Raw genomic sequence first — 24,319 nt, 5'->3', positions numbered from 1 at the left:
CCATGAGCACGACCACTGCTGCTGAAGAGCTGGCCGGTCTGTCGGCCACGACCCTGCTGCGCTTCGCCACGGCCGGGTCGGTCGACGACGGCAAGTCCACCCTCGTGGGCCGCCTCCTGCACGACTCCAAGTCGGTCCTCGCCGACCAGCTGGAGGCCGTCGAGCACGCCTCGCGTTCGCGCGGTGCCGCCGAGCCCGACCTCGCGCTGCTCACCGACGGACTGCGCGCCGAGCGCGAGCAGGGCATCACGATCGACGTCGCGTACCGCTACTTCGCGACCCCGCGCCGCCGCTTCATCCTCGCGGACACCCCGGGGCACGTGCAGTACACGCGGAACATGGTCACCGGCGCCTCGACCGCCGACCTGGCCGTGGTGCTCGTCGACGCCCGCAACGGCGTCATCGAGCAGACCCGCCGGCACGCCGCCGTCGCCGCGCTGCTGCGCGTCCCGCACGTCGTGCTCGCCGTGAACAAGATGGACCTCGTCGCGTACGAGGAGCAGGTCTTCGCGCGGATCGCCGAGGAATTCACCGCGTACGCCAGCGAGTTGGGCGTCCCGGAGATCACCGCGATCCCGATCTCGGCGCTCGCCGGGGACAACGTCGTGGAGCCGTCCGCCAACATGGACTGGTACGGCGGCCCGACCGTCCTGGAGCACCTGGAGACGGTGCCGGTCAGCCACGACCTGACCAGCTGCCACGCGCGCCTTCCCGTGCAGTACGTGATCCGTCCGCAGACCGCCGAGCACCCCGACTACCGGGGATACGCGGGTCAGATCGCCGCCGGCACGTTCCGCGTCGGCGAGTCCGTGACCGTACTGCCGTCGGGCCGTACGTCGACGGTCGCCGGGATCGACCTGCTCGGCACGGCCGTCGACATCGCGTGGACGCCGCAGTCGATCACGCTGCGCCTGGCGGACGACATCGACATCTCGCGCGGCGACCTGATCGTGCCGAGCCACGACGCGCCCGCCACCTCGCAGGACGTCGAGGCGACCGTCTGCCACGTCGCCGACACCCCGCTCGTCGTCGGCCAGCGGGTGCTGCTCAAGCACACCACCCGCACGGTCAAGGCGATCGTCAAGGAGATCCCCTCAAGGCTCACGCTCGACGACCTCTCCCAGCACCCGGCGCCCGGGCAGCTCGTCGCGAACGACATCGGCCGGGTCAAGGTGCGGCTCGCCGAGGCGCTCGCCATCGACTCCTACGCGGACTCGCGGCGCACCGGCTCCTTCCTGCTGATCGACCCGGCGGACGGCACGACGCTCGCCGCCGGCATGGCCGGCGAGGCGTTCGCCAACGCCGCCGAGACCACCGCCAACTCCGTTGCTGACGAAGACGGTTGGGACTTCTGATCACCATGATCTCCATCGACTACTACGGGACGTTCGCCAAGGAGGGCGGCCGCGTCGGCAGCGGCGCCCTCGGCAGCGGACAGGGCGGGGTCGCCCGATGTGCGTGAAGACGTACGCGCACTGCCTGCGCGCCCTCACCCCCCACGCCCCGTACATCAGAAGACGAAGACCAGTCGACCTCCCGGCCACGCCATAGGCGCGTGACCCGCCGGGCCTACGAGAGGAACACCTCCCGTGCCTGCCAATCGCTCGACCCTTGTGCGACGCTCACTCGCCGCCGTCGCCGCCCTGCCGCTCCTCGCGCTCACCGCGACGGCCTGCGGATACGGGTCTGCCGACGACGACAGCTCCAAGGAGAACGTCTCCGCCAAGGGCAAGACCCTCTCCGCGGACACCGTGAAGATCGGCTACTTCGGCAACCTGACCCACGGCACCGCGCTCGTCGGGCGTGAGCAGGGCATCTTCCAGAAGGAACTGAAGGGCACGAAGGCGCAGTACTCGACCTTCAACGCCGGGCCCGCCGAGATCGAGGCGCTGAACGCCGGATCGATCGACATCGGCTGGATCGGTCCCTCGCCCTCCATCAACGGCTTCACCAAGTCCAAGGGCACCTCGCTGCGCATCATCGGCGGCAGCGCGGCCGGCGGTGTGAAGCTGGTCGTCAACCCGAAGAAGATCAAGACCCTGGACGACGTCAAGGGCAAGAAGATCGCCACCCCGCAGCTCGGCAACACGCAGGACGTCGCGCTGCTGAACTGGATCGCCGAGAAGGGCTGGAAGGTCGACGCCCAGTCCGGCAAGGGCGACGTCTCCGTGGTCCGCACCGACAACAAGATCACCCCGGACGCCTACAAGTCCGGTTCGATCGACGGCGCGTGGGTGCCGGAGCCGACCGCGTCCAAGCTGGTCGCCGAGGGCGCGAAGGTGCTGCTCGACGAGAAGGACCTGTGGCCCGACAAGACCTTCGTGATCACGAACATCATCGTGTCGCAGAAGTTCCTCAAGGCGCACCCGGACGTCGTCGAGGCGGTGCTGCGCGGCTCGGTGAAGACCAACGCGTGGATCAAGTCGAACCCGGACGACGCGAAGGCCTCGGCCAACAAGCAGCTGGAGGCCGACTCCGGCAAGGCGCTGCCCGCCGAGGTGCTCGACCCGGCGTGGAAGTCGATCCAGTTCACCGACGACCCGCTGGCCTCCACGCTCACCAGTGAGGCCGACCACGCGGTGAAGGCGGGCCTGCTGGAGAAGCCCGACCTGAACGGCATCTACGACCTGAAGCCGCTCAACAAGATCCTCAAGGCCGAGGGCGCGTCGGCGGTCGACGACGCGAGCCTGGGCGTCAAGTAACTCAATCCCCTTTCCATACAGCCGAGTTATTGAGACCCCAGGAGGTGACGACCATGGCGACGACACTCGCCAAGGCGGCCGACTCCGCCGCCGCGACGGGCGGCCAGGCCGCACGGATCGAGCACGTCTCGAAGTCCTTCGCCACGCCGGCGGGCTCCCAGCTCGTCCTGGACGACATCACCCTCGATGTCGCTCCGGGCGAGTTCGTCACTCTCCTGGGGGCCTCCGGCTGCGGGAAGTCGACACTGCTCAACCTGGTCGCGGGGCTCGACGCCCCGTCGGCCGGCTCCATCGCGACGGACGGGCGGCCCGCCCTGATGTTCCAGGAGCACGCCCTGTTCCCGTGGCTGACCGCGGGCAAGAACATCGAACTCGCCCTGAAGATGCGGGGAGTTCCCAAGCAGGACCGCCGCGGCCGCGCCGAGGAACTCCTCGGACTGGTGCGGCTGCGGGGCGCGTACGGCAAGCGGGTGCACGAACTGTCGGGCGGCATGCGCCAGCGGGTGGCGCTCGCCCGCGCGCTCGGCCAGGACGCCCGGCTGCTGCTGATGGACGAGCCGTTCGCCGCGCTCGACGCCATCACCCGGGACGTGCTGCACGACGAACTGACCCGGATCTGGGCGGAGACGAACCTGTCGATCCTGTTCGTCACGCACAACGTGCGCGAGGCCGTGAAGCTCGCGCAGCGTGTGGTGCTGCTGTCCTCGCGTCCGGGCCGGGTGGCCCACGAGTGGACGGTGGACATCCCGCAGCCGCGCCGGATCGAGGACGCGGACGTGGCGGAGCTCTCCGTCGAGATCACCGAACAACTGCGGGGGGAGATCCGTCGCCATGGCAAGGACTGAACCGGCCCCGGCCGTCGACAAGGCCGGGGCCCGGCACGACGACCTCGCGGGCCTGGAGGCGGGGCTCGACGCGCTGGAGACGACGCACGCGAGCCGCACCCCGTTCTCGAGGACGCTGCGGGACAAGGTCCTGCCGCCGCTGACCGCGATCCTCGTGATCCTGGTGGTGTGGCAGGCACTGATCTCGTTCAAGATCGTCGACGATCCGACGAAGCTGCCGTCCCCCGCGGACGTGTGGCACGAGGTACAGACGTCCTGGCTCAAGGGCGACCTGCTCGGCTATGTCTGGACGAGCGTCTCGCGCGGCCTGCTGGGCTTCCTGTTCGCGCTGGTCATCGGCACGCCGCTGGGGCTGCTCGTCGCGCGGGTGAAGTTCGTGCGCGCGGCGATCGGACCGATCCTGTCGGGCCTCCAGTCGCTGCCGTCGGTCGCCTGGGTGCCGCCGGCCGTGCTGTGGCTGGGCCTGACCAACGAGATGATGTACGCGGTGATCCTGCTGGGTGCCGTGCCCTCGATCGCCAACGGTCTGGTGGCCGGTGTCGACCAGATCCCGCCGCTGTATCTGCGGGCGGGCCGCACCCTGGGGGCCACGGGCCTGAACGGCCTGCGGCACGTGGTGCTGCCGGCCGCGCTGCCCGGCTACCTCGCGGGCATGAAGCAGGGCTGGGCGTTCTCGTGGCGGTCCCTGATGGCCGCCGAGATCATCGCGTCCTCGCCCGACCTGGGCATCGGCCTCGGCCAGCTCCTGGAGAACGGGCGCACCAACTCCTCGATGCCCATGGTCTTCCTCGCCATCCTCCTGATCCTGATCGTCGGTATCGTCATCGACCTGCTGATCTTCAGCCCGCTGGAGCGCCGCGTGCTGCGCGGACGCGGCCTCCTCGTCAAGAACTGAGCGCACTGCCATGCACCACTCCTCCACCTCCCCCGTCCTGCTGGTCATCGCCCACGGCAGCCGCGACCCGCGGCACGCCGCGACGGTGCACGACCTCGTGCGCGAGGTGCGGGCGCAGCGCCCGGACGTGCGGGTGGAGACGTCGTTCCTGGACTTCAACATCCCTTCGGTGAACGGGGTGTTGGAGTCCCTGGCGGCGGAGGGCGTCCGTGACGTGATCGCCCTCCCCCTCCTGCTGACCCGGGCCTTCCACGCGAAGGCCGACATCCCCTCGGTGCTGCGCGAGGCGCCGCGGGGCATGCGTGTCCGGCAGGCGGACGTCCTCGGCCCGTCACCGCTGCTGGTGTCGGCCCTGGAACGCCGTCTGTACGAGGCCGGGCTGAGCCCGGCCGACAGGCCCACGACCGGGGTCGTCCTGGCCTCGGCGGGCTCCTCCGACCCGGAGGCGATCGCAGTGATCGCTGAAATCGCGCGGGAGTGGCGGCACACCGGTTGGTGCGCCGTGCGGCCTGCGTTCGCCTCCGCATCCCTTCCCCGCACCGCGGACGCGGTGCGGGAACTGCGCGCCCTCGGCTGCGAGCGGATCGCGGTCGCCCCGTACGTCCTCGCCCCCGGCCGCCTGCCGGACCGGATCGCGGCGGGCGCGGCGGACGCGGACGTCCTCGGCGACGTACTGGGAGCCGCGCCGGAGGTGGCGCGTGTCCTGGTGCGGCGCTACGAGACTGCTGTCGTACGGGAGTTGGTGGCGGTCGGCGCCTGACCGCCAGGTCGGCCACCGGGTCGGCCACCGGGTCACGTCGTCGCCGGCAGCACCTCCACCGTCCGCACGATCCGCTCCAGCAGCGTCTCCTCATAGGGCAGGAACGGCAGCGCCCGCGCCTTCGGCCCGTCCTGCGGTACGTCGATGTCGACGGGCTCCCCGTGGCGGCTGACGCGGCCGGTGGCCAGGTGCACGGTGTGGCCGCGCACGGTCAGGTGCCGGTCCGCCACCGCCACTCCGTCGGCGTCGGCGAGGATCCGGCGCAGCCGCTCCCACCGCTCGTGGCCGGCGTCGGCCGCGCGCAGCGCCTCGGAGCGCACCACCGGGTCGAGCTCCCCGAGCGGCGGGGCGAGGCGGACTCCGCACACGGTGAGCCAGCCGGTGCGGCCCGGGTGGACGTGCTCGCCGAAGTCCACGGTGACCCGGGCGGGGCCGAACCGCCGGGCCAGTACGTCGTGGTCGAGGGTCCAGCCCTCGCGCACGGCGATCCCGGGGAAGGTGGCCGCGTCGAGCAACGGGCCCTCGAACAGGGCGGTCTCGGCACCGGTCTCGGCGGGCGCGTACCTGACCTGCGAAGAGACCACGTGACACCCCGTCACGTCAGCCGCACAGCTCCTCCCCCAGCTCGCTCCGCATGTACCGCACGCTGCGTCCGCTCCGCGTCCGCGTCGGCAGTCCCGCGTCGTAGAGGACGGACAGGTGCTGGCTCACCGCGCCCGGGGTGACGTCGAGGCGGTGGGCCAGTTCCGTCGTGGAGGCGGGTTCCTCGAGCAGGCGCAGGAGGCGGGCGCGGGGGCCGCCGAGGAGGCGGGTCAGGGCCTCGTCGGAGACCGGTGGCGGGGTCTGCGAGATCGTGGCGCGGCCACGCGCGGGGTAGCTGAGCAGGGGCGGCAGGCCGGGGTCGATCATGGTGTGGGCGCCGTGGCAGAAGAGGGTCGGCACGAGGACCAGACCGCGGCCGCCGATGCGGATGTCGGCCGCGGGCCAGGGTCGGTAGTTGTGCGACGCGACGAGGGTGAGCACGTCGCCGTTCCAGGACAGGCGCGGGTCGAGGCTGGTGAACAGCCCGCCGACGCCCTCTTCCGCGAGCACCTTGCCGCGGTGGGTGAGGTCGCTCTCCAGGACCGAGTGGACGCGCGGCCACCAGTGCGGGGCGAGGCACGTGTGCCAGTAGGACTCCAGGGCGTCCGCGACGCGGTCCAGGTGCGGTGGGCGCGGCGGGACGGGGACTGGCGCGGCGAGTGACGCCCGGAAGCCGTGTCACCCGAAGTCGAGGCCGCCGGTGCGGGTCCGCTTGAGCTCGAAGAAGTCGGGGTGCGCGGCCAGCACCCGGAAACTGTCGAAGAGTTCGGCAGCCCGCTCGCCGCGCGGGATCGCCCGCAGGACGGGCCCGAACCACACCGTCCCGTCGACGTGGATCGCGGGCGTGCCGACGTAGCCGTCCGCGTCGGGCTCCTTGCCCGCGTCGTGGCTGCGGCGCACGGCGTCGTCGTACGCCGGATCGTGCGCGGCGGCCGCCAGTTCGGCGGGCAGCCCGAGCTCGGCGAGTGCCTCGGCGACCACGGCGTCGAAGTCGCCGTTCTTCTCCTCGTGGATCCGGGTGCCGAACGCCGTGTAGAGGTCGCGCAGGACGGCGTCCCCGTGGCTCCGGGCGGCCGCCACGGCGACCCGCACCGGGCCGATCGACTTGTCGACCAGCTCCCGGTACCAGTCCGGGAGTTCGTTGCCGATGTTGTGCAGGTACAGGCTCATGGCGTGGAACCGGAGGTCGAGCGGGCGCTCCCGCTCGACCTCCAGGATCCAGCGGGAGGTGATCCAGGCGAAGGGGCAGGCGGGGTCGAAGTAGAAGTCGACGCGAGTGGTCATGCCCGAGAAGCTATCCGCCGGATGGCCCTGAACTGTGGTCCATTCCCGCCGCGATTCACTGGGCCATTCACAGCGGCCGAGGATCCCGGCCGCTGAGCGCCAGGGCCCGCGCGTACACCGGTGCCCCGTCCGGGAGCTCGACGGGATCGGCGAACCCTTCGTACTGCCGGTACATCGCGGCGTTCTTGTCGACCACGGACAGGAGCAGCGCGGCGGCGCCGTCCGAGACGCGGAACTCCTGGCCGGTGGCGCGGGCCACGTCCCAGCCGTGCAGGACGAGTTCGGCCCACAGCAGCGAGGCGACCTCCGGCGCGGGCTGCCGCGCGAATCCGAGCTCCACCTCGCCCTCCCAGACGGCCGGCTCCGACCAGGCGGCGACGGCCCGCTCCAGCCGCTGCGCGTACCGGTCCGCCCAGTCCGGGTCGCCGGTGAAGTCCCGGGTGCCGAGGTCGTCGGGCAGCGGCTCGCGCCGGGCGCGGTGCTCCATGCCGGTCCCGGTGTAGGCGACCCAGTGGTTGACGAGGGCGCGCACGTCCCAGTCGCCGCAGCCGGACGCCGCGTCGAGCCGGTCGGGCTTGACCGCCGCCGCGACGCGGGACGCCTCGGCGGCGCATTCGGTCAGGCAGGGGTACACGGTCTCCATACGCTCTTCGATGCGTTCCATGCCCTGACCGTACGAGGAGGCACCCCCGCCCTTCTTGAACAAACGCGACAGCCCCGGGCCCGGGGGCTAGACACGTGCGTCGACGGCCTCGACCAGCTCCGCGACCGACATCGCCCCGGCCGGACGCCCTTCCCGTGCCGCCTCGTTGACGAGTTCCTGGAGTGCGTCGTTGACCGGGGTCGGTACCCCGTGCAGTCGTCCGAGCAGGCCGATCTCGCCGTTCAGGTAGTCCGCCTCGACGGTGCCGGAGCCCCGGTTCAGGGACTGCCAGGTGGAGCCGCCGCCGCGGGGCGAGCCGTCGAGGGGCTCGAAGCGGATCTTGTCGGCCCGCGCCTCCTTCTCCTCCTCCTGGCTCGCGTACGCGATCCCGGCGGCGGCGAACGCGGCCTCGCCCTCGGCGCGGGCCCGGCCGACCAGGGCGAAGCCCTCGTCGCTGCCGATCACCCCGGTGAGCGCCTCGATCGCGTTGGCGAGGTTGTTGAGGAGTTTGGCGTACTTCCAGCGCATCGCGTCGTCGACGACGGGCGCGCCGAGCCGTCCCCTTTCCAGGCCGTCGGCGATGGCGCGGGCCGTGTCGTCGCTGCCCGCCGGGTAGCGGCCCAGGTGGAGGATCCCGGTCAGCGGGGCGCCTGCGGCGCGGACGACGCCCGGCTCGACGTACGTGGCGGGCAGCCAGACGCACATCGCGTACACGCGCCGGAAGGTACGGAGCGCGATCCGTTCGCTCTCGACGCCGTTCTGCGCGCACACCAGCGGCAGTCGCCGGGCCGCGGTGCCGCCGCCCTCGACGGGGGCGGCGGCCCACGCGGCGAGCGCGGCGGTGCTGTCCTGGGTCTTCACGCAGAGCACGAGGACGTCGTCGGCGCGCAGGGCGCCGAGCGCCTTCGGCCCGTCGGCCACCGGCAGCCGATGGGTGTGCGTCCCGTCCGGCGCCTCGAACGTGAGGCCCCGCTCGCGCAGCGCCTCGTACTGCCGGCCCCGTGCGACGAGGACGACGTCCTGCCCCGCCTCCGCGAGCCGGGCGCCGATGGCGCCGCCGACCGCTCCTGCTCCGATGATGAGATAGCGCATGCCGACGACCCTGGCACAGCCGGGACCTCGCGAACCAGATGCACAGACCATCCGTTACGGTCGCCCCATGACGCACTCGGCCCCGCGGGCGACCCTCACCATCGGTTCCGGCCTGCCCGTACGCCGTCTCGGCTACGGCACGGTGCATCTGGCCGGGCACGGCGCCTGGGGCCCGCGCGGCACCGACGCGAACGCGACGGCGGTGCTGCGGCGCGCCGTCGAGCTGGGCGTGAACCTGGTCGACACCGCGGACAACTACGGTCCGGGCGTGGTGGAGGAGCGGGTAGCCGCGGCCCTGCGCCCGTACGCCGACGGTCTGTTGATCGCGACCAAGGGCGGTGTGGTGCGGACGTCCGCCGAGTCCTGGCACATCGACGGCCGGCCGGAGCGGCTGCGCGCGATGTGCGAGGCGAGCCTGCGCCGCCTGCGGCTCGACCGCATCGACCTGTACCAGCTGCACCGGCTCGACCCGGACGTGCCGATGGCCGAACAGCTGGGCACACTGCGGGAGTTGCGGGACGAGGGGAAGATCCGGCACGTGGGTCTCGACTCGGTGCGGGCCGAGCAGTTGCGGCAGGCGCTCGACCTGGACATCGTGCCGATCGTCTCGGTCCAGAACCGCTACAACGTCCTGGACCGCGTCTCGGAGCCGCTCCTGAAGCTGTGCGAGGAGCACGGCATCGCGTTCCTGCCGTGGTTCCCGCTGGGCAACGGCGCGCTCACCGGGCACGCGGTCCTCGCCGACATCGCGGCGGCGCACGGCGCGAGTCCGTCGCAGGTCGCGCTCGCCTGGCTGCTGCACCACTCCCCCGTGCTGTGCCCGACGCCCGGCACGGGCTCGGTGGCGCACCTGGAGGAGAACGTGGCCGCGGCCGGGCTGCGGCTGACGGATGCGGACATGGCCCGCCTGGACGCGCTCACTCCCGCGGGCTCGTGAGCTCCACCAGTTTGACGACGGTGTTCCAGTTCCGGCTCGTCGCGATCAGCCCCTTGGTGACGGCGGGCCTGGACAGCTGCTCGGCGAGCTTGGAGCGGCCGAGGCCGTCGGGCGCGTAGAGGTAGAGGGCGCGGTCGCCGAGGCGGAAGTCCTCGGGTGCGTACGCGGGCAGGTCGATGCCCGCGAACCGCTCGGCCTCGACGGGCTGCGAGAAGTACGTGACGTGCAGCTGCTTGCCCTCCAGCTCGGCGGCGGGGAACGGGCAGTCGTCCCGCACGGCCCGCAGATACGCGTGGTCGCGCACGAGGACGTCGACGGTGAAGCCGAACGTGTCGGCGACGGCCTTCTCGATCGCGGCGGCGTGGCCGCTCTCGTCGCCGCTGCCCGAGGCGGCGAAGGTGACGTTGCCGCTCTGCAAGTACGTCGCCACGTCGTCGTAGCCCAAGTGCTCGATGAGTGGCCGCAGTTGGGCCATCGGGACCTTCTTGTTGCCGCCCACGTTGATGCCGCGCAGCAGGGCCGCGTACCGGGTGATCGCCATGCGCACACGATAAGGCGGCCGTCGTGCCCCGTGGGGGTGGGCGCGACGGCCGCCGGCTCAGGAGAGGCCGTCGGAGCTACTCGACGATCTTCAGGAGCTTGTTCGCGGTGCCGTCCGACGCGTTCTTGATGGCGTCGGGGGTGGCCCCGTCGGTGAGCGCCTTGGCGACGTCGGCCGGGGCCGCGTCCGGGTGACCGCCGAGGTAGACGGCGGCGGCGCCGACGACGTGCGGGGTCGCCATCGACGTACCGGAGATGGTGTTGGTGGCGTCGTCCCCGGTGTTCCAGTCGGAGGTGATGTCCGAGCCGGGAGCGTAGATGTCCACCACGGAGCCGTAGTTGGAGAAGTCCGACTGCTCGTCGTCCTTGGTGGAGGAGGCGACGGTGATGGCCTCCGGGACGCGGGCGGGGCTGGACTGTGCGGCGTCCGAGGACTCGTTGCCCGCAGCCACCGCGTAGGTGACGCCGGAGTCGATCGACTTCTTCACCGCGGCGTCCAGCGCCTCGTCCACGCCGCCGCCGAGCGACATGTTGGCGACGGACGGGCCCGAGTGGTGCTCGGTGACCCAGTCGATGCCCGCGACGACCTGCTCGGTGGTGCCGGAGCCCTGGTCGTCGAGGACGCGGACGGCGACGATCTTCGCCTTCTTGGCGACGCCGTGCGCGTCACCGGCGATGGTGCCGGCGACGTGCGTGCCGTGCCCGTTGCCGTCGTCGGCGCTGTCGTCGTTGTCGACGGCGTCGAAGCCGTAGGAGGCGCGGCCGCCGAAGTCCTTGTGGCTGATGCGGACGCCGGTGTCGATGACGTACGCGGTGACGCCCTCGCCCGCGGTGTCGGGGTAGGTGTACTTGCCGTCGCCCGCGGTGTCCGCCTGGTCGATGCGGTCCAGGCCCCACGACGGCGGGTTGTCCTGGGTGGCGGTGGTGTGGAACTTCTTGTTCTGGACGACCTTGGAGACGGACTTGTCGGCGGCGAGCCGCTTGGCCTCGGTCTGCGAAAGACCGTTCGCCGAGAAGCCGTTGACGGCCGAGTCGTAGTTGCGGCGCAGGGTGCCGCCGTACTCCTTGGCGAGGTCCTTCTTGGCGGCGGTGTTCGCCTTCTGGTCGAGCAGCACGATGTAGCTGCCGGACACGGCGCCCTTGACGCCCTGGCCGTACACGGTGCCCTCGGCGGGGGCGGCGTCCGCGAAGCCGCCCGTGAGGACGGTGACGCCCACGGCGGTCGCCGCCGTGGCTATCGCGGCGGTCAGCTTCATCGAACGCGCACGCTTGTGAAGTGCCATGAAGAGTGAACTCCTCGTGGTGTGTGGGGGGTTGTGTGGTGTCTACGCGCGTGGGGGCGCGCAATTTCGTGCAACCTCCGGCAATCTCCGGAAGATGTCCGGGGGTTGAGACGAAACCCTGACCGATTGACGCGACCAGATCAAGACCTACATGCACCTGTGACTTGTTCAACAAGGTTTCGTAATAATAAAACCGACATAGCACTCAACCCCTCATAGATGTAAGGGACTTGCGTCATCCTCGCTGCCGACCCGCGCGCCCGACACTTCACCGAACAGCACGACGAACCGCTCTTAAGTCGCCCATACCTTCGAATCCGGAGGTGACCTCATGGCGAGGAACGGGGAACGGCGGCACCGACAGGACGGCCGGGTACGCGGCTTCGCGGCCCGGGCCGGCGGATGGAGCGCCCGGCATCGGTGGGCGGCGGTGGGGATCTGGGTGCTGTTCGTCGTGCTGGCGATGGGCATCGGCTCCGCGGCGGGACGCGTCGACGTCGAGGAGAGCGACCAGCTCAGCGGCGAGACCAGCCAGGCGTCGCGGATCGTCGACGACGCGGGCATCGACGAACCGGCGGGCGAGACGGTGCTCGTCCAGGGCAAGGACCGGCAACTGGCCGCCACCGCACCGGAGTTCAAGCGCGCGGTCGCCGACGTCATCAAGGCCGTCGAGGGCACCGGCGCGGTCACGAACGTGCGCTCGCCCTACGCGGCCCGGGCCCAGACGATCTCGAAGGACGGCCGCACCGCGCTCGTCCGGTTCGACATGCGCGGCGACCCGGACACGGCGTCCGACCGGGTCGAGCCGGTCCAGAAGGCGGTCGAGGGCGTCGCCGGCGACCATGACGCGCTGCGCATCGAGGAGATCGGCGCGGCGAGCATGAACAAGACCTTCGACGACGCGTTCGGCGACGACTTCCGGCGCGCCGAGCTCTCGGCGGTCCCGGTGGCGCTCGGCATCCTGCTGATCGCGTTCGGCGCGCTCGTCGCGGCGCTGCTCCCGGTGGCCCTCGCGATCACGGCGATCATGGCGACGATGGGCCTGATGGGCATCGTCAGCCATCTCCAGCCGATGAGCGAGACCGCCAACTCCGTGATGCTGCTCGTGGGGCTCGCGGTCGGCGTCGACTACTGCCTCTTCTATCTGCGCCGTGAGCGCGAGGAGCGGATGAAGGGCCACGACCCGCGGACGGCGCTGCGGATCGCGGCGGCCACCAGCGGCCGGGCGATCATCGTCTCCGGCGTCACCGTGTGCGTGGCGATGGCGGGCATGCTGTTCACCGGCCTCGCCGAGTTCCAGGCGATGGGGCTCGCCTCGCTGATGGTGGTGGCGGTCGCGATGGTCGGCTCGGTGACCGTGCTGCCCGCGCTGCTCTCGCTGCTCGGTGAGCGCGTGGAGAAGGGCCGCATCCCCTTCCTGCACCCGACCAGGCGCCGGGGCGGGACCGGGAACGGCGAAGGGGGCAGCCGCTTCTGGACGCGCGTCCTGACCGTCGTGCTCAAGCGGCCCGCCGTCTCCGTGCTCGTCGCGGTCGGCGCGCTCCTCGCGATCGCCGCGCCCGCACTCGGCATGAAGACCCAGAACCTCACCCTGGACCAGGAGTTCGGGAACTCGCTGCCGATCGTCGCGACGTACGACCGCGTCAACGAGGCGTTCCCCGGCGGCTCCGACCCGGCCGAGGTGGTCGTCAGGGCCGACGACATCAACGCCCCGCAGGTGCGCGCCGCGATCGACGACTTCCGTACGCGGGCGGTGGGTTCGGGTTCCTCGCGCGGCCCGGTCGAGGTGACCGTGCACGCGCGGCAGAACGTCGCGCTCATCGACGTACCGCTCGTCGGCGGTTCGGACCAGGGCCGGGCGGAGGAGAGCCTCGCGCTGCTGCGGGACGAGATCCGGCCGGACACGCTCGGGAAGGTCGACGGCGTCGAGGCGCCGATCACCGGTCAGGTCGCGGGGTCGAAGGACTTCAACGACCAGATCGTCGGCTCGGTCGCGCCGGTCCTCGCGTTCGTGGTCGTCTTCGCGTTCCTGCTGATGCTGCTGTCGTTCCGCTCGCTGACCGTCGCGATCACGTCGATCGTGCTCAACCTGCTGAGCGTGGGCGCCGCCTACGGGATCCTCGTCGCCGTCTTCCAGCACGGCTGGGGCGCGGGCCTGGTCGGCGCCGAGGGGGTCGGCGCGATCATCTCGTGGCTGCCGCTGTTCCTCTTCGTGATCCTGTTCGGCCTGTCGATGGACTACCACGTGTTCGTGGTGTCACGGATCAAGGAGGCGCGTCTTCAGGGACGTACGAACACCGACGCCGTCCGGCACGGAGTGGTCACGACCGCGGGCGTGGTCACCAGCGCGGCCGTGATCATGGTCGCCGTCTTCTCGATCTTCGGCACGCTGTCGATGCAGTCGATGAAGCAGATGGGCGTGGGCCTGGCGGCCGCCGTGCTGATCGACGCGACCGTCATCCGGGGCGTGCTGCTCCCGGCCGTGATGGCGCTGCTCGGCGAGCGCAACTGGTACCTGCCGAAGTGGCTGCACCGGATGCCGGACCTCACGCACGACGAGGTGCCCGCCGGAATCGACGTGGCACCTCGTAAGGGGGGCGAGGAACTGCGGGTCTGAGGGCCTGCGCCGACCGCGCGCCCCCGCCCCGCCCCGGACGGTCCGTTCGCCGCCGCGTCACACGGCGGTGACCAGGCCGTCCTTCTTCTCGCCGTCCTTCTCGCCGTCCTGTTGCGCGGCTTCGCTCTGCGCCGCTTCCTGCTCCGCCGCTTCCCTTTCCGCCGCCTCCTTCTCGAAGGCGGCGAGCGTGCGGCCGAAGTCGCGGGTGGACAGCAGCAGCTTGTAGATGATCGCGAGCTCGAAGACGAGCAGCAGCGCACCGGCCACGATGGTGGTGCCGATCACCTGGTCGAGCAGGGGGCCGATGATGAAGACGGCCATCTGGAACTCGATGCCGCTGATCAGGTGCGTACGGATCCGGTGGCGCAGCAGGAAGGCGCGCATGCGCAGATAGACCGGGAAGCGGCTGCGGAATTCCTGGTGCAGGTCGACGACCTGGGGCTTCGGGGCCGGGAGCGCGGTCTCCTCCGGGGCCTCGGTGTCGTCGTCGATCGCCGCGTCCTCGGCCGTGGCGTCGGCGACCGCTCCGCGCAGGTCCTGCTCCATGTCGGCCGACGGGTTGGCCCGCAGCAGGTCCTCCATGAAGGCGAGGCCCTGCGCGTTCTGGGCGCGGCGGGCGGCTCGCACATGGGCCTTGATCTTCTTGCGCATGTTGTGCCGGGTCTTGAAGATCTCCAGCGCGTTCAGGTAGCGCAGCGCGTCGAGGAAGACGACGGCGACCGCGAGCCACACGTACCAGATGTCGCCGGTGCGGTGGTACTGGCCGCCCATCAGGGCCACGGCGCAGGCCATGACGCGGACGCGGTCGAAGATGTAGTCGAGCCAGGCACCGAACACGGAGCCCTGCCCGGTCAGCCGCGCGACCTTGCCGTCCATGCAGTCGAGGATGAAGCTCAGGTGGTAGATCACGGCGCCGAGGATCAGCCAGCGCCAGTCGCCCATGGCGAAGCAGCCGGCCGCGCCGAGGCCCAGGATCAGGGCGCCCCAGGTGATCTGGTTCGGGGTGATACGCGTCCACCGGGCCGTCAGCCGCACCAGGGGCGTGGCGACCGGGTCGACGAGCAGCACGGTCCACCAGGCGTCGCGCTTCTTCTGAGTGATCCGACGCACTTCAGGCAGCGGTGGTATGTCTCGAGGCATGAGGTGCGCCAACTTTCCGGGATTCAGAGCAAGTTCACCTCACGCTAAGAAAACGTTCTCACCAAATTCAAGAGGAACCGGGTACAACCTTTTACCGGAGGTAGGGGTCGTACGTAGCGGGTCAACGGGCATTCCCCAATGACCCGGCGTTACCCGAGCGTTATTCAATGACCTACTCGTTATCGCACGGGCACATTATTTTCACCGGGTGAGTGGAACCATTTACCGCTGAATCCCGTCCGCCGTCCGGCCGCGCTCCCCGGGCAACTCCGCCTCGATGAGATCGGCCGCCCGCTTCGTGCCGCCTTCTTGGGCCATGTCCTGCTGGATGGCGGCGAGGCGACGCGCCACCTCGGGGTCGCCCACGAGCGCGAGCACGGCCTCCCGCAGAGTCTCCGCGGTGGCCTCCTCCATGGGAAGGTGCCGGGCGACACCGAGCCCCTGCAACATGTCGGCGTTGCCGAACTGGTCGACGGCCTGCGGCACGGCGACCATCGGGGTGGCGGTGGCGAGCCCCTCCTGGCTGCCGCCCGCGCCGGCGTGCGTGACGAAGGCGTCGGCCTGTTTCAGGATCGCCAGCTGCGGCACCCAGTCGCGGACCTCCACGTTCCCGGGGACCGGCCCGAGGTCGTCGGCGGTGACGTGCTTGCCGACCTGGAGCACGACGTGCCAGCCCGGCAGATCACCGAACGCCTTCGCGCACTCCCGGTAGAAGTCCGGCTGCTTGGTGAACGACGAACCGAGCGAGACGAGCAGCACCCGCTCGGCACCCTCCGGCCGCCGCCAGTCGCCCTGCGCGCTCCGGTCGCCCTGACAGGCTCCCACGAAGGTGTTCTTCGTCTCGTCGACCCGGTCGGCGTTGGGCTGGAGGGCCCTCGGGATGAGCACGAGGGTGCGGTCGTAGCGGCCCCAGAACTCGTCGGCGCTCTTCGGCACCCCGGACTCCTTGAGCCAGGCGTCGAACTTCTCGAAGTACGCGTTGCCGCGCGGTGTCTGCCGGGGCTCGGCCCACATAGGCTCCGCGACCTCCTCCTGGTACCCCTCCCAGGCGACGAGGTTGGGCGAGAGAGTGATCGCGGGCACGCCCCAGCGATGGGCGAGGACGCCCGCCGGATACGAGGTGATGTCGTGCAGCACCAGGTCGGGCACGCCCGCTCCGCCGTCCCCCTCATAGGCCTCGATGAGCTGGGGCAGGGCCTGGATCGCGTCGTTCAGGAACGGCTCGACGTTGTCGAGCAGCGTGGTCCCCCACGCCGCCGGGTCGTCGTCGGGGCCGGGCAGCGTGGTGCGATAGAGGACCGGCTCCGCACCGGTCTCGGCGACCTTCTCCTCGAAGAGGTGCGGAATCGCGTACGTGACGCGGTGCCCACGGGCGACGAGTTCCCGGATCACTTCCAGACTCGGGTTCACGTGCCCGTGGGCGGCGATGGAGAACATGGCGATGTGGGCGCGCTTGCCGTGCTGGAGCTGTTCCGGGTTCGTCATGCGCCCACCGTAAGCGAGACGAGACGTCTCGTGCAACTCATTTCACGCGAGAGGCGCCCCCGAGTCCGGGCGGTCCGGCCGACGACGGCGGTCGGCCACCAGCTCTCGATGGAGCGTCAGCCACTGGCCCGGCGACACCTCGCCCACCAGCGCGGCCGGAGCGATCCCGGCCGTGCGCGCCGCCGCGTCGACCCGTCGGCGCGGGTGGGCCCTGCTCAGTGAGGCGCGCAGGCTGCCGCCGATGCCGGAGTAGCCGAGTTCGACGAGCGTCCGGTACGTCGCGTACGCGGCCGGCGCGAGGAGGGGTTCCGGGCGCCTCTCGATCCGCAGGATGCCGGCGTCGACGCGGGGCACGGGGCGGAAGGCGGCGCGCGGGACCCGGCCGAGCAGCCGCCACCCGAAGTGCGGCCAGGTGAGGACGGTCAGGCGGGTCCAACTGCCGTAGTCCCCGGTGCGTTTGCGGGCGTACTCGAGCTGGGTGAGGAAGGTCGCGTCGGTGAGTTCCGGCGCGCGCAGGCACCACTCGACAACGGCGGAGGTGCGCGAGAAGGGCACGTTCCCGGCCACGGCGAACGGGGTGCGGGGCGGGCGTGCGGCGAGGAAGTCGCCGTGGCGGACCTCGACTTGGGGGTGGCGGGCGGCGCAGCGCCGACGCAGCCCGGGGACGAGCCGGCCGTCGATCTCGTACGCCACGAGCGACGCCACCCTGCGGGCCAGGGGCTCGGTCAACGCCCCCTTGCCCGCGCCGACTTCGAGCAGGAGCGAGGTGTGCGCGGGGTCGTCGGGATCGAGGCGGGGGACGGCGAGCCGGGCGAAGCGGTGCGCGACGGCTCGGTCGGTGAGGAAGTTCTGCGAGAGGGACTGCCGAATGCGGGCAGGGGCGGCCATGGCCTGCGGTCCTTGTCATCCGTACGGAAAGAGGGCGGATGAGGGCCCTGACCGAGGACCGGGTACGTCGAGCGGGATGCGTCGGAAGGACCCGGGGTCAGAGCACCGGGCCGACGCGCAGCCGAGCGGCGTGCGCGCAGCCCAGGACCTGGCGGGTCACCGAGACGGCCATCATGGCGGCGCTGCACATGGGCGTCATGGTGGACGGCCGGGGCCGCCGCCGTCCACCGAGTTTCCCGCTCCTGCGGGGCCTACCGCTGGTACCGGGCCAGGACGAGGTTCCCGTCGTCGACCAGGCGGTGGCGCAGTTCGTCGAGGTCGATCGCTCCGCTGTAGTACTCCTGGAACGCGGGGGTCGCCACCTTGTCCTTCCACTCCGGGTAACCGCGCACGGACTGCGCGGGCGCCGAGCGGAGGTGGGAGGCGAGGGCGGTGCCGGCCGCCCAGTCGTTCTTCGGTGTACGCAGAGCAGGGGCTTTCAGGGCCGCGGTGCCGGTCGGCAGCATCCAGTCGCCGAGGGCGAGGCGCACCATGTTGCGGGGCTGGAGAAGGAAGTCGATGAACTGGGCCGCCTCCTTCTTGTGCGGGCTGTCCTCGGCGATGGAGAGGGTCTGCGGGCTGACGCCCTGGGTGAGCCCGTCGGCGCCGGCCGGCGCGGGCAGCACCTGCCAGTCGAAGCCCTTGGGGGCCTGCTGCACGATCTGCTGCCGGTAGGAGAACCCCAGGGGCACCATCGCGTACTTCCCCGCGAAGAACCCGGGCAGTGTGTCGGATCCGCCCATGCCGAGGGTCGCGTCGGAGGCGCTGCCGTCGATGTTCACCTGGTCGTGAACGGTGCGCGGCATCACCTCGTCCGCCGCGTCGAAGCGGATCGTCACCTTGCCGTCCGCGCCGCGGTGGAACATGCGGCCGCCGGTCGACAGGGAGAGGTTCAGGGTCGCGGAGACCGGTTCCTTGAGCGGCCAGGCGACGCCGTACGTGCCTTTGCCGCCGCCTTCGGCGCCGAGCTCCTCGGTGATCCTCCGGAACTCGTCCCAGGTCCATGGGTCGTCCGGGGTCGGGATGCGGACGCCGGACTTCTTGAGCAGCTTGGCGTTGGCGATGAGGACGCGCGGTTCCTGGAGGAAGGGGACGCCGTAGATTCCGTCGCCGAACGTCGCCGTCTCCCAACTGCGCTGCGGGATGCCGGACTTGAGGCGTCTCGGGAGGTAGTCGCGCAGGTCGGCCAGGTAGCCGCCGTAGGCGAAGTCGGCCAGGTCGTCGGAGGCGTCGTGGATGATGTCGGGCGCCTCACCGCCCTCGAAGGAGGTGAGGAGCTGGTCGTGGACGCCGTCCCAGCTGCCCTGGACGTACTCGACATGGATGTCGGGGTGCTCGGCGTTCCACTCCCTCACCAGCTGTTTGTTGGCGTCGACGGACTCCTTCTGCCAGGCGAGGGACTGGAACGCGAGGGTGACGCGGCCGCCGGTGTCCTTCGCGTCCGACGTGCATCCGGCGAGCAGCAGCGCCCCCACCGCGACCAGCGCACCGGCCAACCTCCTTGCACGTCGCATCACTTCACCGCCCCGGCCAGCATTCCGCCGGTGATCCGTTTCTGGATCAGGGCGAAGATCAGCAGCGACGGCAGCGTCGCCAGGAACGCCCCGGCCGCGAGCGGGCCGAGGTCGGCGACGCCCTCGGCGCCCAGGAAGTGGGTGAGGATCACCGGCAGCGTCTGCCGCTCCGGCGTCTTCATCAGGACCAGCGCGAAGAAGAACTCGTTCCACGCGGTGATGAACGCGAACAGTCCCGTCGCCACCAGCCCGGGCGCGAGCAGCGGCGCCGTGACGGACACCAGGATGCGCAGCCGCCCGGCGCCGTCGACCGCCGCGGCCTCCTCCAACTCCCTTGGTACGGCCCGGACATATCCGACGAGCATCCACAGCGCGAAGGGCAGCGCCCACACCACGTAGACCATGGTCAGGCCGACCAGGGAGTTGATCAGGTGGAGGTTCTTGAGGATCAGGAACAGCGGGATGATCAGCAGCACGAACGGGAACGCCTGGCTGATCACCACCCATCCGGTCGCCGCCCGCGCCAGCGGGCTGCGGTGGCGGGCCATGACGTAGGCCATCGGGGTCGCGATGACGATCGCGATCACGGCGGCACAGACGGCGACGAGCAGCGAGTTCACCGCGGCCCGCAGCAGGGGCTGTTCGTCGAAGGCCTGCCGGAAGTTGGCGAGGGTGGGGTCCTTCGGGATCCAGGTGGGGTGAAGGCTCGCCAGTTCGCGCGGCGGCTTGAACGCCGTGGAGATCAGCCACAGGAACGGGAAGGCGAGGAAGACGAGATAGGCGAGGAGCGCGAGGTACTGACCCGCGCGCGGGTTTGCTCGTCCTGTTCATCACTCGTCGCCGCCCTTCAGTCGGCCCACGAGATAGAGGGCGAGGAGGATCGAGATCACGGCGACCATGGCGCAGCCCATCGCCGCCGCGTAGCCGAACTGGCCGTAGCGGAAAGCCTCTTCGTACGCGAACAGCATCGGCAGGCGGGTGCGGCCGCCCGGTCCGCCGTTCGTCAGTACGTAGACCAGGGCGAACGAGTTGAAGTTCCAGATGAAGTTGAGCGCGCTGATGGCGAGCGCGATCGGCCGGATCGCCGGCCAGGTCACCGTGCGGAACCGGCGCCAGGCGCCCGCGCCGTCCATCGCCGCCGCCTCGTGCAGCTCGCGCGGGGTGTTCTGCAGTCCGGCGAGGAGCGCGACCGTGGTCTGCGGCATGCCCGCCCAGATGCCGACGACGATCACGGCGGGCAGCGCGGTGGTCAACCCGGTGAGCCAGTCGTGGCCGTCGCCGAGGCCGAGGTCGCGCAGCGTCTCGTTGAGGATGCCCGCGTCCGGGTTGTAGACGAGGCGCCACATGATGCCGACGACGACCTCCGGCATCGCCCACGGGATGATCGCGAGCGCCCGCGCCAGCCAGCGCAGCCGCAGCTCCTCGTTGAGCAGGAGGGCGAGGCCGAGGGCCAGCACGAACTGCGGGACCGTCACCCCGACCGCCCACACGAGCCCGATCCGGAACGACTCCCAGAACAGCGTGTCGTGCAGCAGATCGCTGAAGTTGAGGGTGCCGACCCACTGGGTGGCCGCGGTGCGCCCCGACTGGGAGTCGGTGAACGCGAGCCCGATCCCGTAGAGCAGCGGGCCGACGCTCAGCACCAGGATCGGGATGAGCGCGGGCAGCACCAGGAACCAGGCGCCGCGCTCTCTTGCCGCCCGCGACGGCGTGGGTGTCGCGATCGCCGAGGTCACTTCAGGCGGCTCCTTCGGGCGGTTCGGATGGCGCGGTTCGGATGACACTCACGGCTTCCGGCCGCCCGGGCGGCCCCCGTCATGGTCCTGACAGGTCCCTACGCAGTCAAGACATGCGGACGGGTACGAGGAGGCGCGCGGCCGGGTGCGAGACTGGGCCGGTACCAGCTGGAACGCGGGAGGCACGAGATGGACGAGGCACGGGCACGGGACGTGCTGGCGCAGGCGGAGATCGGTGGCGCGACGGACGGCGCGGAACTGCTCGCGCTCGGGGAGAACGCGGTCTTCGGCGTCGGCGACCTCGTCGTCAAGGTGGGCCGTGGCGTCGAGCGGGCCCCCGAACTCCTCGACCGGGCCCGCCGCGAACTGGCCATCGCCTCCTACCTCGCCGAGCACGGGGTTCCCGCGGTACGGGCGGTCAAGGCCGAGCCGCTGCTGGTCGACGGGCACCCGGTGACGGTCTGGCACCGCATCCCGGCGGCCCTGCGCCCCGCCGAACCGCGCGATCTCGCGGAGCTGCTGAAACTGGTGCACGCACTGCCCGCCCCTTCCGGGTTCGAGCTGCCCCGCCGTGAACTGCTCGGCGGGGTCGAGCGGTGGCTGCGGCTCGCGGGCGACGCGATCGACCCGGCGGACGCGGCGTACCTGCGCGAGCGGCGCGACGGCTTCGCGGCGGCCGCCGCCGCGCTCACCCCTCACCTCCCGCTCGGCCCGATCCACGGCGACGCCCTGCCCCGCAATGTGCACATCGGGCCCGAAGGGCCGGTCCTGGTCGACCTGGAGACGTTCTCCGCGGACTTCCGGGAGCACGATCTGGTGGTCATGGCCCTGTCGCGGGACCGGTACGGGTTGCCCGCGGCGGCCTATGACGGGTTCGTCGACGCGTACGGATGGGATGTGCGCGAGTGGGACGGGTGTGCCGTGCTGCGCGGGGCGCGGGAGACCGCGTCCTGTGCGTGGGTGGCCCAGCACGCGCCGAGCAATCCGAAGGCGTTGGCGGAGTTCGGGCGGCGGGTGGCGTCGTTGCGGGACGGGGATGCCGAGGTTCGGTGGTACCCGTTCTGAGGTGACGGCTCGCTTTCGGCCGTCCCACCGTGGCACGGGGGCCTCGCCCCCGGACCTCCAGTCCTCAAACGCCGGACGGGCTGGATTGTTGCCCGGACGGGCTGGATTGTTCGGTTGTCGCCCTCATCGGCCACGCCGAATCCACCACCGCCTTCGCATCGCCCTTCCTGCGCAGGAAGCTCTGGAAGTCCGCGGCCCATTCCGCGTACCACTCCACCTGCCGGCGATGCAGCTCCGCGGCGCCGAGTGCGGCGACCTTCGCGTGTCGCTCGCCTATCGCGCGGGCCAGCAACGTCGCGGCCAGCGCGTCCGCCGATGCGTCGTGCGCGGCGTCGAGCGTGACGCCGTACTCGGTGCAGACCGCTTCGAGGTTGCGCTTGCCGCGGCGGTAGCGGTCGACGCTGCGGTCGATCGTGTACGGGTCGACGACCGGTCCCGGCTCCGCTCCGCCGAGGCGGTCGCGCAGCGAGGGCAGTCCGTGGCGGGCCAGTTCGGCGGAGAGCAGGGTCAGGTCGAACGCCGCGTTGTACGCGACCACCGGGACGCCCGTGCGCCAGTAGCCGACCAGTGCCTCGGCCATCGCGTCGGCGACGCGGTCGGCCGGTTCACCCTCGGACGCCGCCCGCTCGCTGCTGATCCCGTGGACCGCGACCGCCTCGTCCGGGATCGGGACGCCGGGGTCGGCGAGCCACTGCCGGTGGCCGAGGACCGTCCCGTCCCTGACCTCTATGACGGCGCCCGTGACGATGCGCGCCTCGCGCGGATCCGTCCCGGTCGTCTCCAGGTCGAAGCCGACCAACAGCTCCCGGTGCCAGCTCATGGCAGCCCCCTTCTTCATGGTGCGTTCCCCCAATGACCACCACGATCGCATGCGCCACTGACAACCGGCCCCCGGCCTGTTCCCCCAAGGGAAATCCCGAGGAACGCAGGTTCTACGACACCGGCCTCGCGTCCGCCCACGCCTGCTCGAACTCGTCGCGGTACGTCACGAAAAGTCCGTTCTCGCCGGAATCCGTCGCGGCGCCGGACCGCACGACGCGGCCACCGCCGCGCAACACGAGCACCGGCACCTCCATCCCCCGGGTCCTGCGCAGATACGACTGGACGACGGCGACGCCGTCCGAGCCGTCGCCGTCGACGAGGTACGCGGTGAAGCGCGGCGTCTCGTCGAAGACCTGGATCTCGAAGGCCCCCGGGTCCTTGAGCCGGGCCCGCACCCGCCGCATGTGCAGGATGTTCATCTCGACGGCGCGGCTCAACTCGCCCCGCTTGAGACCCAGTTCCCGCTCACGCCGCTTCACCGCGCTGGACGCGGGGTTGAGGAAGAGGAGGCGCACCCGGCAGCCCGACTCGGCCAGCCGGACGAGACGCCGCCCCGAGAAGTTCTGCACCAGCAGGTTCAGGCCTATCCCGATCGCGTCGAGCCGCCGCGCGCCGCCGAACAGGTCCTCGGCCGGGAACTGGCGAAGGAGCCGCACCCGGTCCGGGTGGACGCCGACCACGTCCGCGTACCGGTCGCCGACCATCTCCTCGACCGCGTCGACGGGCAGCCGCCGGGCGGAGGGCACGTCGGACCCCGCGCCGAGCATCTCCAGGAGACGGGCCGAGGCGCGCTCGGCCTGGGCGAGGACCGTCCCGGACAGGGCGCGGTTGCGGGAGACGACGTTGCGGGTGACCTCCAGCTCGTCCAGGGCGAGTTCGACGTCGCGCCGGTCGTCGAAGTACGGCTCGAAGCACGGCCAGTGCTGGACCATCAGCTCCCGCAGCTGCGGGAGCGTCAGGAACGACAGGACGTTGTCGTCGGCCGGATCGAGGAGGTAGCCCTTGCGGCGGCTGACCTCGCGCACGGCGACGGCCCGCTGCACCCACTCCTGCCCGGCGGGCCCGGCCGCGGCGACCACCCAGTCGTCGCCGTGCACGGGCTCGTAGATGGGCCGCAGCACGGCCGCGACGACGGCGCGCAGCCGCTGCTCGACCAGGTTCAGCCAGATGTAGGCACGCCCGGCTCGTTGGGCGCGCGTACGGACCTCGCCCCAGGCGTCGGCGCCCCAGTCCAGTTCGGGTCCGATCTGCGATCCCACATCCATGGGCCGAGCAAGTGACACCGCACCGGGCGGGATGTCCGTAGAAGCTGCCCCTTGCCCTTCTTGACCCTCGTGACCGTCGTCACCAGGGGGCAGCTCCAGACCTCCCGAGCTCACCCGCTCCGCACCGCCTTCCGCTCCCCCGAGCTTGTCGAGCACTCCCCCAGCAACGATCAAGGAAGGGTACT

The 24,319-nt window shown here is 71.1% G+C and carries 23 protein-coding genes; 8 read left to right on the top strand and 15 right to left on the bottom strand.

Features of this window, described 5'->3' with window-relative positions; all coding sequences use genetic code 11:
- Positions 1-2 precede the first annotated feature (2 nt).
- The 5 genes from B072_RS0139950 to B072_RS0139925 all read left to right on the top strand — a co-directional run bounded on the left by B072_RS0139950 (position 3) and on the right by B072_RS0139925 (position 5,202).
- A complete protein-coding gene (locus B072_RS0139950) occupies positions 3-1,355 on the top strand; it encodes a sulfate adenylyltransferase subunit 1 (RefSeq protein ID WP_018535616.1) in 1,353 nt (450 codons plus the stop codon).
- A gap of 234 nt (positions 1,356-1,589) precedes the next feature.
- The gene (locus B072_RS0139940) at positions 1,590-2,702 is read left to right on the top strand and encodes an aliphatic sulfonate ABC transporter substrate-binding protein (RefSeq protein WP_026246814.1); all 1,113 of its coding nucleotides are present in this window, start codon (positions 1,590-1,592) and stop codon (positions 2,700-2,702) included.
- 53 nt (positions 2,703-2,755) lie between these two features.
- The gene (locus B072_RS0139935; protein ID WP_018535613.1) at positions 2,756-3,547 is read left to right on the top strand and encodes an ABC transporter ATP-binding protein; all 792 of its coding nucleotides are present in this window, start codon (positions 2,756-2,758) and stop codon (positions 3,545-3,547) included.
- The gene (locus tag B072_RS0139930) at positions 3,534-4,442 is read left to right on the top strand and encodes an ABC transporter permease (RefSeq protein WP_018535612.1); all 909 of its coding nucleotides are present in this window, start codon (positions 3,534-3,536) and stop codon (positions 4,440-4,442) included. Before B072_RS0139935 ends, B072_RS0139930 begins: the two co-directional genes overlap by 14 nt.
- Before the next feature lie 10 nt (positions 4,443-4,452).
- Positions 4,453-5,202: a sirohydrochlorin chelatase gene (locus B072_RS0139925; RefSeq protein WP_018535611.1), complete on the top strand. Its 750-nt coding sequence runs from the start codon at positions 4,453-4,455 to the stop codon at positions 5,200-5,202.
- Between the two features lie 32 nt (positions 5,203-5,234).
- Here B072_RS0139925 and B072_RS0139920 read toward each other — a convergent pair whose 3' ends face one another.
- The 5 genes from B072_RS0139920 to B072_RS0139900 all read right to left on the bottom strand — a co-directional run bounded on the left by B072_RS0139920 (position 5,235) and on the right by B072_RS0139900 (position 8,803).
- Positions 5,235-5,786 carry a hypothetical protein gene (locus B072_RS0139920; protein ID WP_018535610.1) on the bottom strand — a complete coding sequence of 184 codons (552 nt, stop codon included), beginning with the start codon at positions 5,784-5,786 and terminating at the stop codon, positions 5,235-5,237.
- A gap of 16 nt (positions 5,787-5,802) precedes the next feature.
- Positions 5,803-6,294: an ArsR/SmtB family transcription factor gene (locus B072_RS45095; RefSeq protein WP_018535609.1), complete on the bottom strand. Its 492-nt coding sequence runs from the start codon at positions 6,292-6,294 to the stop codon at positions 5,803-5,805.
- Positions 6,295-6,462: 168 nt separating this feature from the next.
- A complete protein-coding gene (locus B072_RS0139910) occupies positions 6,463-7,068 on the bottom strand; it encodes a DsbA family protein (protein WP_018535608.1) in 606 nt (201 codons plus the stop codon).
- A 67-nt stretch (positions 7,069-7,135) separates the two neighbouring features.
- Positions 7,136-7,732 carry a TIGR03086 family metal-binding protein gene (locus B072_RS0139905; RefSeq protein WP_043245613.1) on the bottom strand — a complete coding sequence of 199 codons (597 nt, stop codon included), beginning with the start codon at positions 7,730-7,732 and terminating at the stop codon, positions 7,136-7,138.
- Positions 7,733-7,798: 66 nt separating this feature from the next.
- Entirely contained in the window at positions 7,799-8,803 is a 1,005-nt protein-coding gene (locus B072_RS0139900; RefSeq protein WP_018535606.1) for a ketopantoate reductase family protein, read from the bottom strand.
- Between the two features lie 67 nt (positions 8,804-8,870).
- Between B072_RS0139900 and B072_RS0139895 the strand changes: the two genes are divergently transcribed.
- A complete protein-coding gene (locus tag B072_RS0139895) occupies positions 8,871-9,740 on the top strand; it encodes an aldo/keto reductase (RefSeq protein WP_018535605.1) in 870 nt (289 codons plus the stop codon).
- Here B072_RS0139895 and B072_RS0139890 read toward each other — a convergent pair.
- Both B072_RS0139890 and B072_RS0139885 read right to left on the bottom strand, forming a co-directional pair.
- On the bottom strand, positions 9,721-10,281 hold the full coding sequence (locus tag B072_RS0139890) for a DUF1697 domain-containing protein (protein WP_018535604.1): 561 nt from the start codon (positions 10,279-10,281) through the stop codon (positions 9,721-9,723). The genes B072_RS0139895 and B072_RS0139890 overlap by 20 nt on opposite strands.
- A 76-nt stretch (positions 10,282-10,357) precedes the next feature.
- The gene (locus tag B072_RS0139885) at positions 10,358-11,563 is read right to left on the bottom strand and encodes a S8 family peptidase (RefSeq protein ID WP_018535603.1); all 1,206 of its coding nucleotides are present in this window, start codon (positions 11,561-11,563) and stop codon (positions 10,358-10,360) included.
- Between the two features lie 331 nt (positions 11,564-11,894).
- Between B072_RS0139885 and B072_RS0139880 the strand changes: the two genes are divergently transcribed.
- Entirely contained in the window at positions 11,895-14,180 is a 2,286-nt protein-coding gene (locus B072_RS0139880; RefSeq protein WP_026246813.1) for an MMPL family transporter, read from the top strand.
- 57 nt (positions 14,181-14,237) lie between these two features.
- On the opposite strand, the gene B072_RS45090 is transcribed toward B072_RS0139880, so the two are convergent.
- The 6 genes from B072_RS45090 to B072_RS0139845 form a co-directional block, all read right to left on the bottom strand.
- On the bottom strand, positions 14,238-15,320 hold the full coding sequence (locus B072_RS45090) for a CDP-alcohol phosphatidyltransferase family protein (protein WP_078506740.1): 1,083 nt from the start codon (positions 15,318-15,320) through the stop codon (positions 14,238-14,240).
- A gap of 222 nt (positions 15,321-15,542) precedes the next feature.
- The gene (gene mgt, locus B072_RS0139870) at positions 15,543-16,805 is read right to left on the bottom strand and encodes a macrolide-inactivating glycosyltransferase (RefSeq protein WP_018535600.1); all 1,263 of its coding nucleotides are present in this window, start codon (positions 16,803-16,805) and stop codon (positions 15,543-15,545) included.
- 42 nt (positions 16,806-16,847) lie between these two features.
- Positions 16,848-17,693 carry an ErmE/ErmH/ErmO/ErmR family 23S rRNA (adenine(2058)-N(6))-methyltransferase gene (erm, locus tag B072_RS0139865; protein WP_018535599.1) on the bottom strand — a complete coding sequence of 282 codons (846 nt, stop codon included), beginning with the start codon at positions 17,691-17,693 and terminating at the stop codon, positions 16,848-16,850.
- 251 nt (positions 17,694-17,944) lie between these two features.
- Positions 17,945-19,246 (bottom strand): ABC transporter substrate-binding protein, encoded by a 1,302-nt coding sequence (locus B072_RS0139855; RefSeq protein WP_051127399.1) that lies wholly within the window; start codon positions 19,244-19,246, stop codon positions 17,945-17,947.
- On the bottom strand, positions 19,246-19,998 hold the full coding sequence (locus B072_RS45085; RefSeq protein ID WP_051127398.1) for a carbohydrate ABC transporter permease: 753 nt from the start codon (positions 19,996-19,998) through the stop codon (positions 19,246-19,248). The genes B072_RS0139855 and B072_RS45085 overlap by 1 nt, the downstream gene beginning before the upstream one ends.
- Before the next feature lie 78 nt (positions 19,999-20,076).
- Positions 20,077-20,982, bottom strand: a complete 906-nt coding sequence (locus B072_RS0139845) for a carbohydrate ABC transporter permease (RefSeq protein ID WP_018535595.1) — start codon at positions 20,980-20,982, stop codon at positions 20,077-20,079.
- A gap of 189 nt (positions 20,983-21,171) precedes the next feature.
- Between B072_RS0139845 and B072_RS0139840 the strand changes: the two genes are divergently transcribed.
- A complete protein-coding gene (locus tag B072_RS0139840; protein ID WP_018535594.1) occupies positions 21,172-22,047 on the top strand; it encodes a phosphotransferase enzyme family protein in 876 nt (291 codons plus the stop codon).
- Between the two features lie 64 nt (positions 22,048-22,111).
- On the opposite strand, the gene B072_RS0139835 is transcribed toward B072_RS0139840, so the two are convergent.
- A complete protein-coding gene (locus tag B072_RS0139835; protein ID WP_018535593.1) occupies positions 22,112-22,867 on the bottom strand; it encodes a 3'-5' exonuclease in 756 nt (251 codons plus the stop codon).
- A 112-nt stretch (positions 22,868-22,979) separates the two neighbouring features.
- Positions 22,980-24,248: an SAV2148 family HEPN domain-containing protein gene (locus B072_RS0139830; RefSeq protein ID WP_026246811.1), complete on the bottom strand. Its 1,269-nt coding sequence runs from the start codon at positions 24,246-24,248 to the stop codon at positions 22,980-22,982.
- Positions 24,249-24,319 lie beyond the last annotated feature (71 nt).

This window comes from Streptomyces sp. HmicA12 (genome assembly GCF_000373565.1).
Classification (GTDB): domain Bacteria; phylum Actinomycetota; class Actinomycetes; order Streptomycetales; family Streptomycetaceae; genus Streptomyces.
Note: the sequence above shows the minus strand (reverse complement) of the source record. Positions and strands in the feature narration are given on the sequence as shown.

Bases quoted from the DNA above. Each gene is read 5' to 3' on its own strand.
- B072_RS0139935 (WP_018535613.1), top strand. From the start codon at position 2,756: ATGGCGACGACACTCGCCAAGGCGGCCGACTCCGCCGCCGCGACGGGC.
- B072_RS0139835 (WP_018535593.1), bottom strand. From the start codon at position 22,867: ATGAGCTGGCACCGGGAGCTGTTGGTCGGCTTCGACCTGGAGACGACC.
- B072_RS0139910 (WP_018535608.1), bottom strand. From the start codon at position 7,068: ATGACCACTCGCGTCGACTTCTACTTCGACCCCGCCTGCCCCTTCGCC.
- B072_RS0139895 (WP_018535605.1), top strand. From the start codon at position 8,871: ATGACGCACTCGGCCCCGCGGGCGACCCTCACCATCGGTTCCGGCCTG.
- erm (WP_018535599.1), bottom strand. From the start codon at position 17,693: ATGGCCGCCCCTGCCCGCATTCGGCAGTCCCTCTCGCAGAACTTCCTC.
- B072_RS45090 (WP_078506740.1), bottom strand. From the start codon at position 15,320: ATGCCTCGAGACATACCACCGCTGCCTGAAGTGCGTCGGATCACTCAG.
- B072_RS0139890 (WP_018535604.1), bottom strand. From the start codon at position 10,281: ATGGCGATCACCCGGTACGCGGCCCTGCTGCGCGGCATCAACGTGGGC.
- B072_RS0139885 (WP_018535603.1), bottom strand. From the start codon at position 11,563: ATGGCACTTCACAAGCGTGCGCGTTCGATGAAGCTGACCGCCGCGATA.
- B072_RS0139930 (WP_018535612.1), top strand. From the start codon at position 3,534: ATGGCAAGGACTGAACCGGCCCCGGCCGTCGACAAGGCCGGGGCCCGG.
- B072_RS0139900 (WP_018535606.1), bottom strand. From the start codon at position 8,803: ATGCGCTATCTCATCATCGGAGCAGGAGCGGTCGGCGGCGCCATCGGC.
- B072_RS0139905 (WP_043245613.1), bottom strand. From the start codon at position 7,732: ATGGAACGCATCGAAGAGCGTATGGAGACCGTGTACCCCTGCCTGACC.
- B072_RS0139950 (WP_018535616.1), top strand. From the start codon at position 3: ATGAGCACGACCACTGCTGCTGAAGAGCTGGCCGGTCTGTCGGCCACG.
- B072_RS0139840 (WP_018535594.1), top strand. From the start codon at position 21,172: ATGGACGAGGCACGGGCACGGGACGTGCTGGCGCAGGCGGAGATCGGT.
- B072_RS0139925 (WP_018535611.1), top strand. From the start codon at position 4,453: ATGCACCACTCCTCCACCTCCCCCGTCCTGCTGGTCATCGCCCACGGC.
- mgt (WP_018535600.1), bottom strand. From the start codon at position 16,805: ATGACGAACCCGGAACAGCTCCAGCACGGCAAGCGCGCCCACATCGCC.
- B072_RS0139855 (WP_051127399.1), bottom strand. From the start codon at position 19,246: ATGCGACGTGCAAGGAGGTTGGCCGGTGCGCTGGTCGCGGTGGGGGCG.
- B072_RS0139880 (WP_026246813.1), top strand. From the start codon at position 11,895: ATGGCGAGGAACGGGGAACGGCGGCACCGACAGGACGGCCGGGTACGC.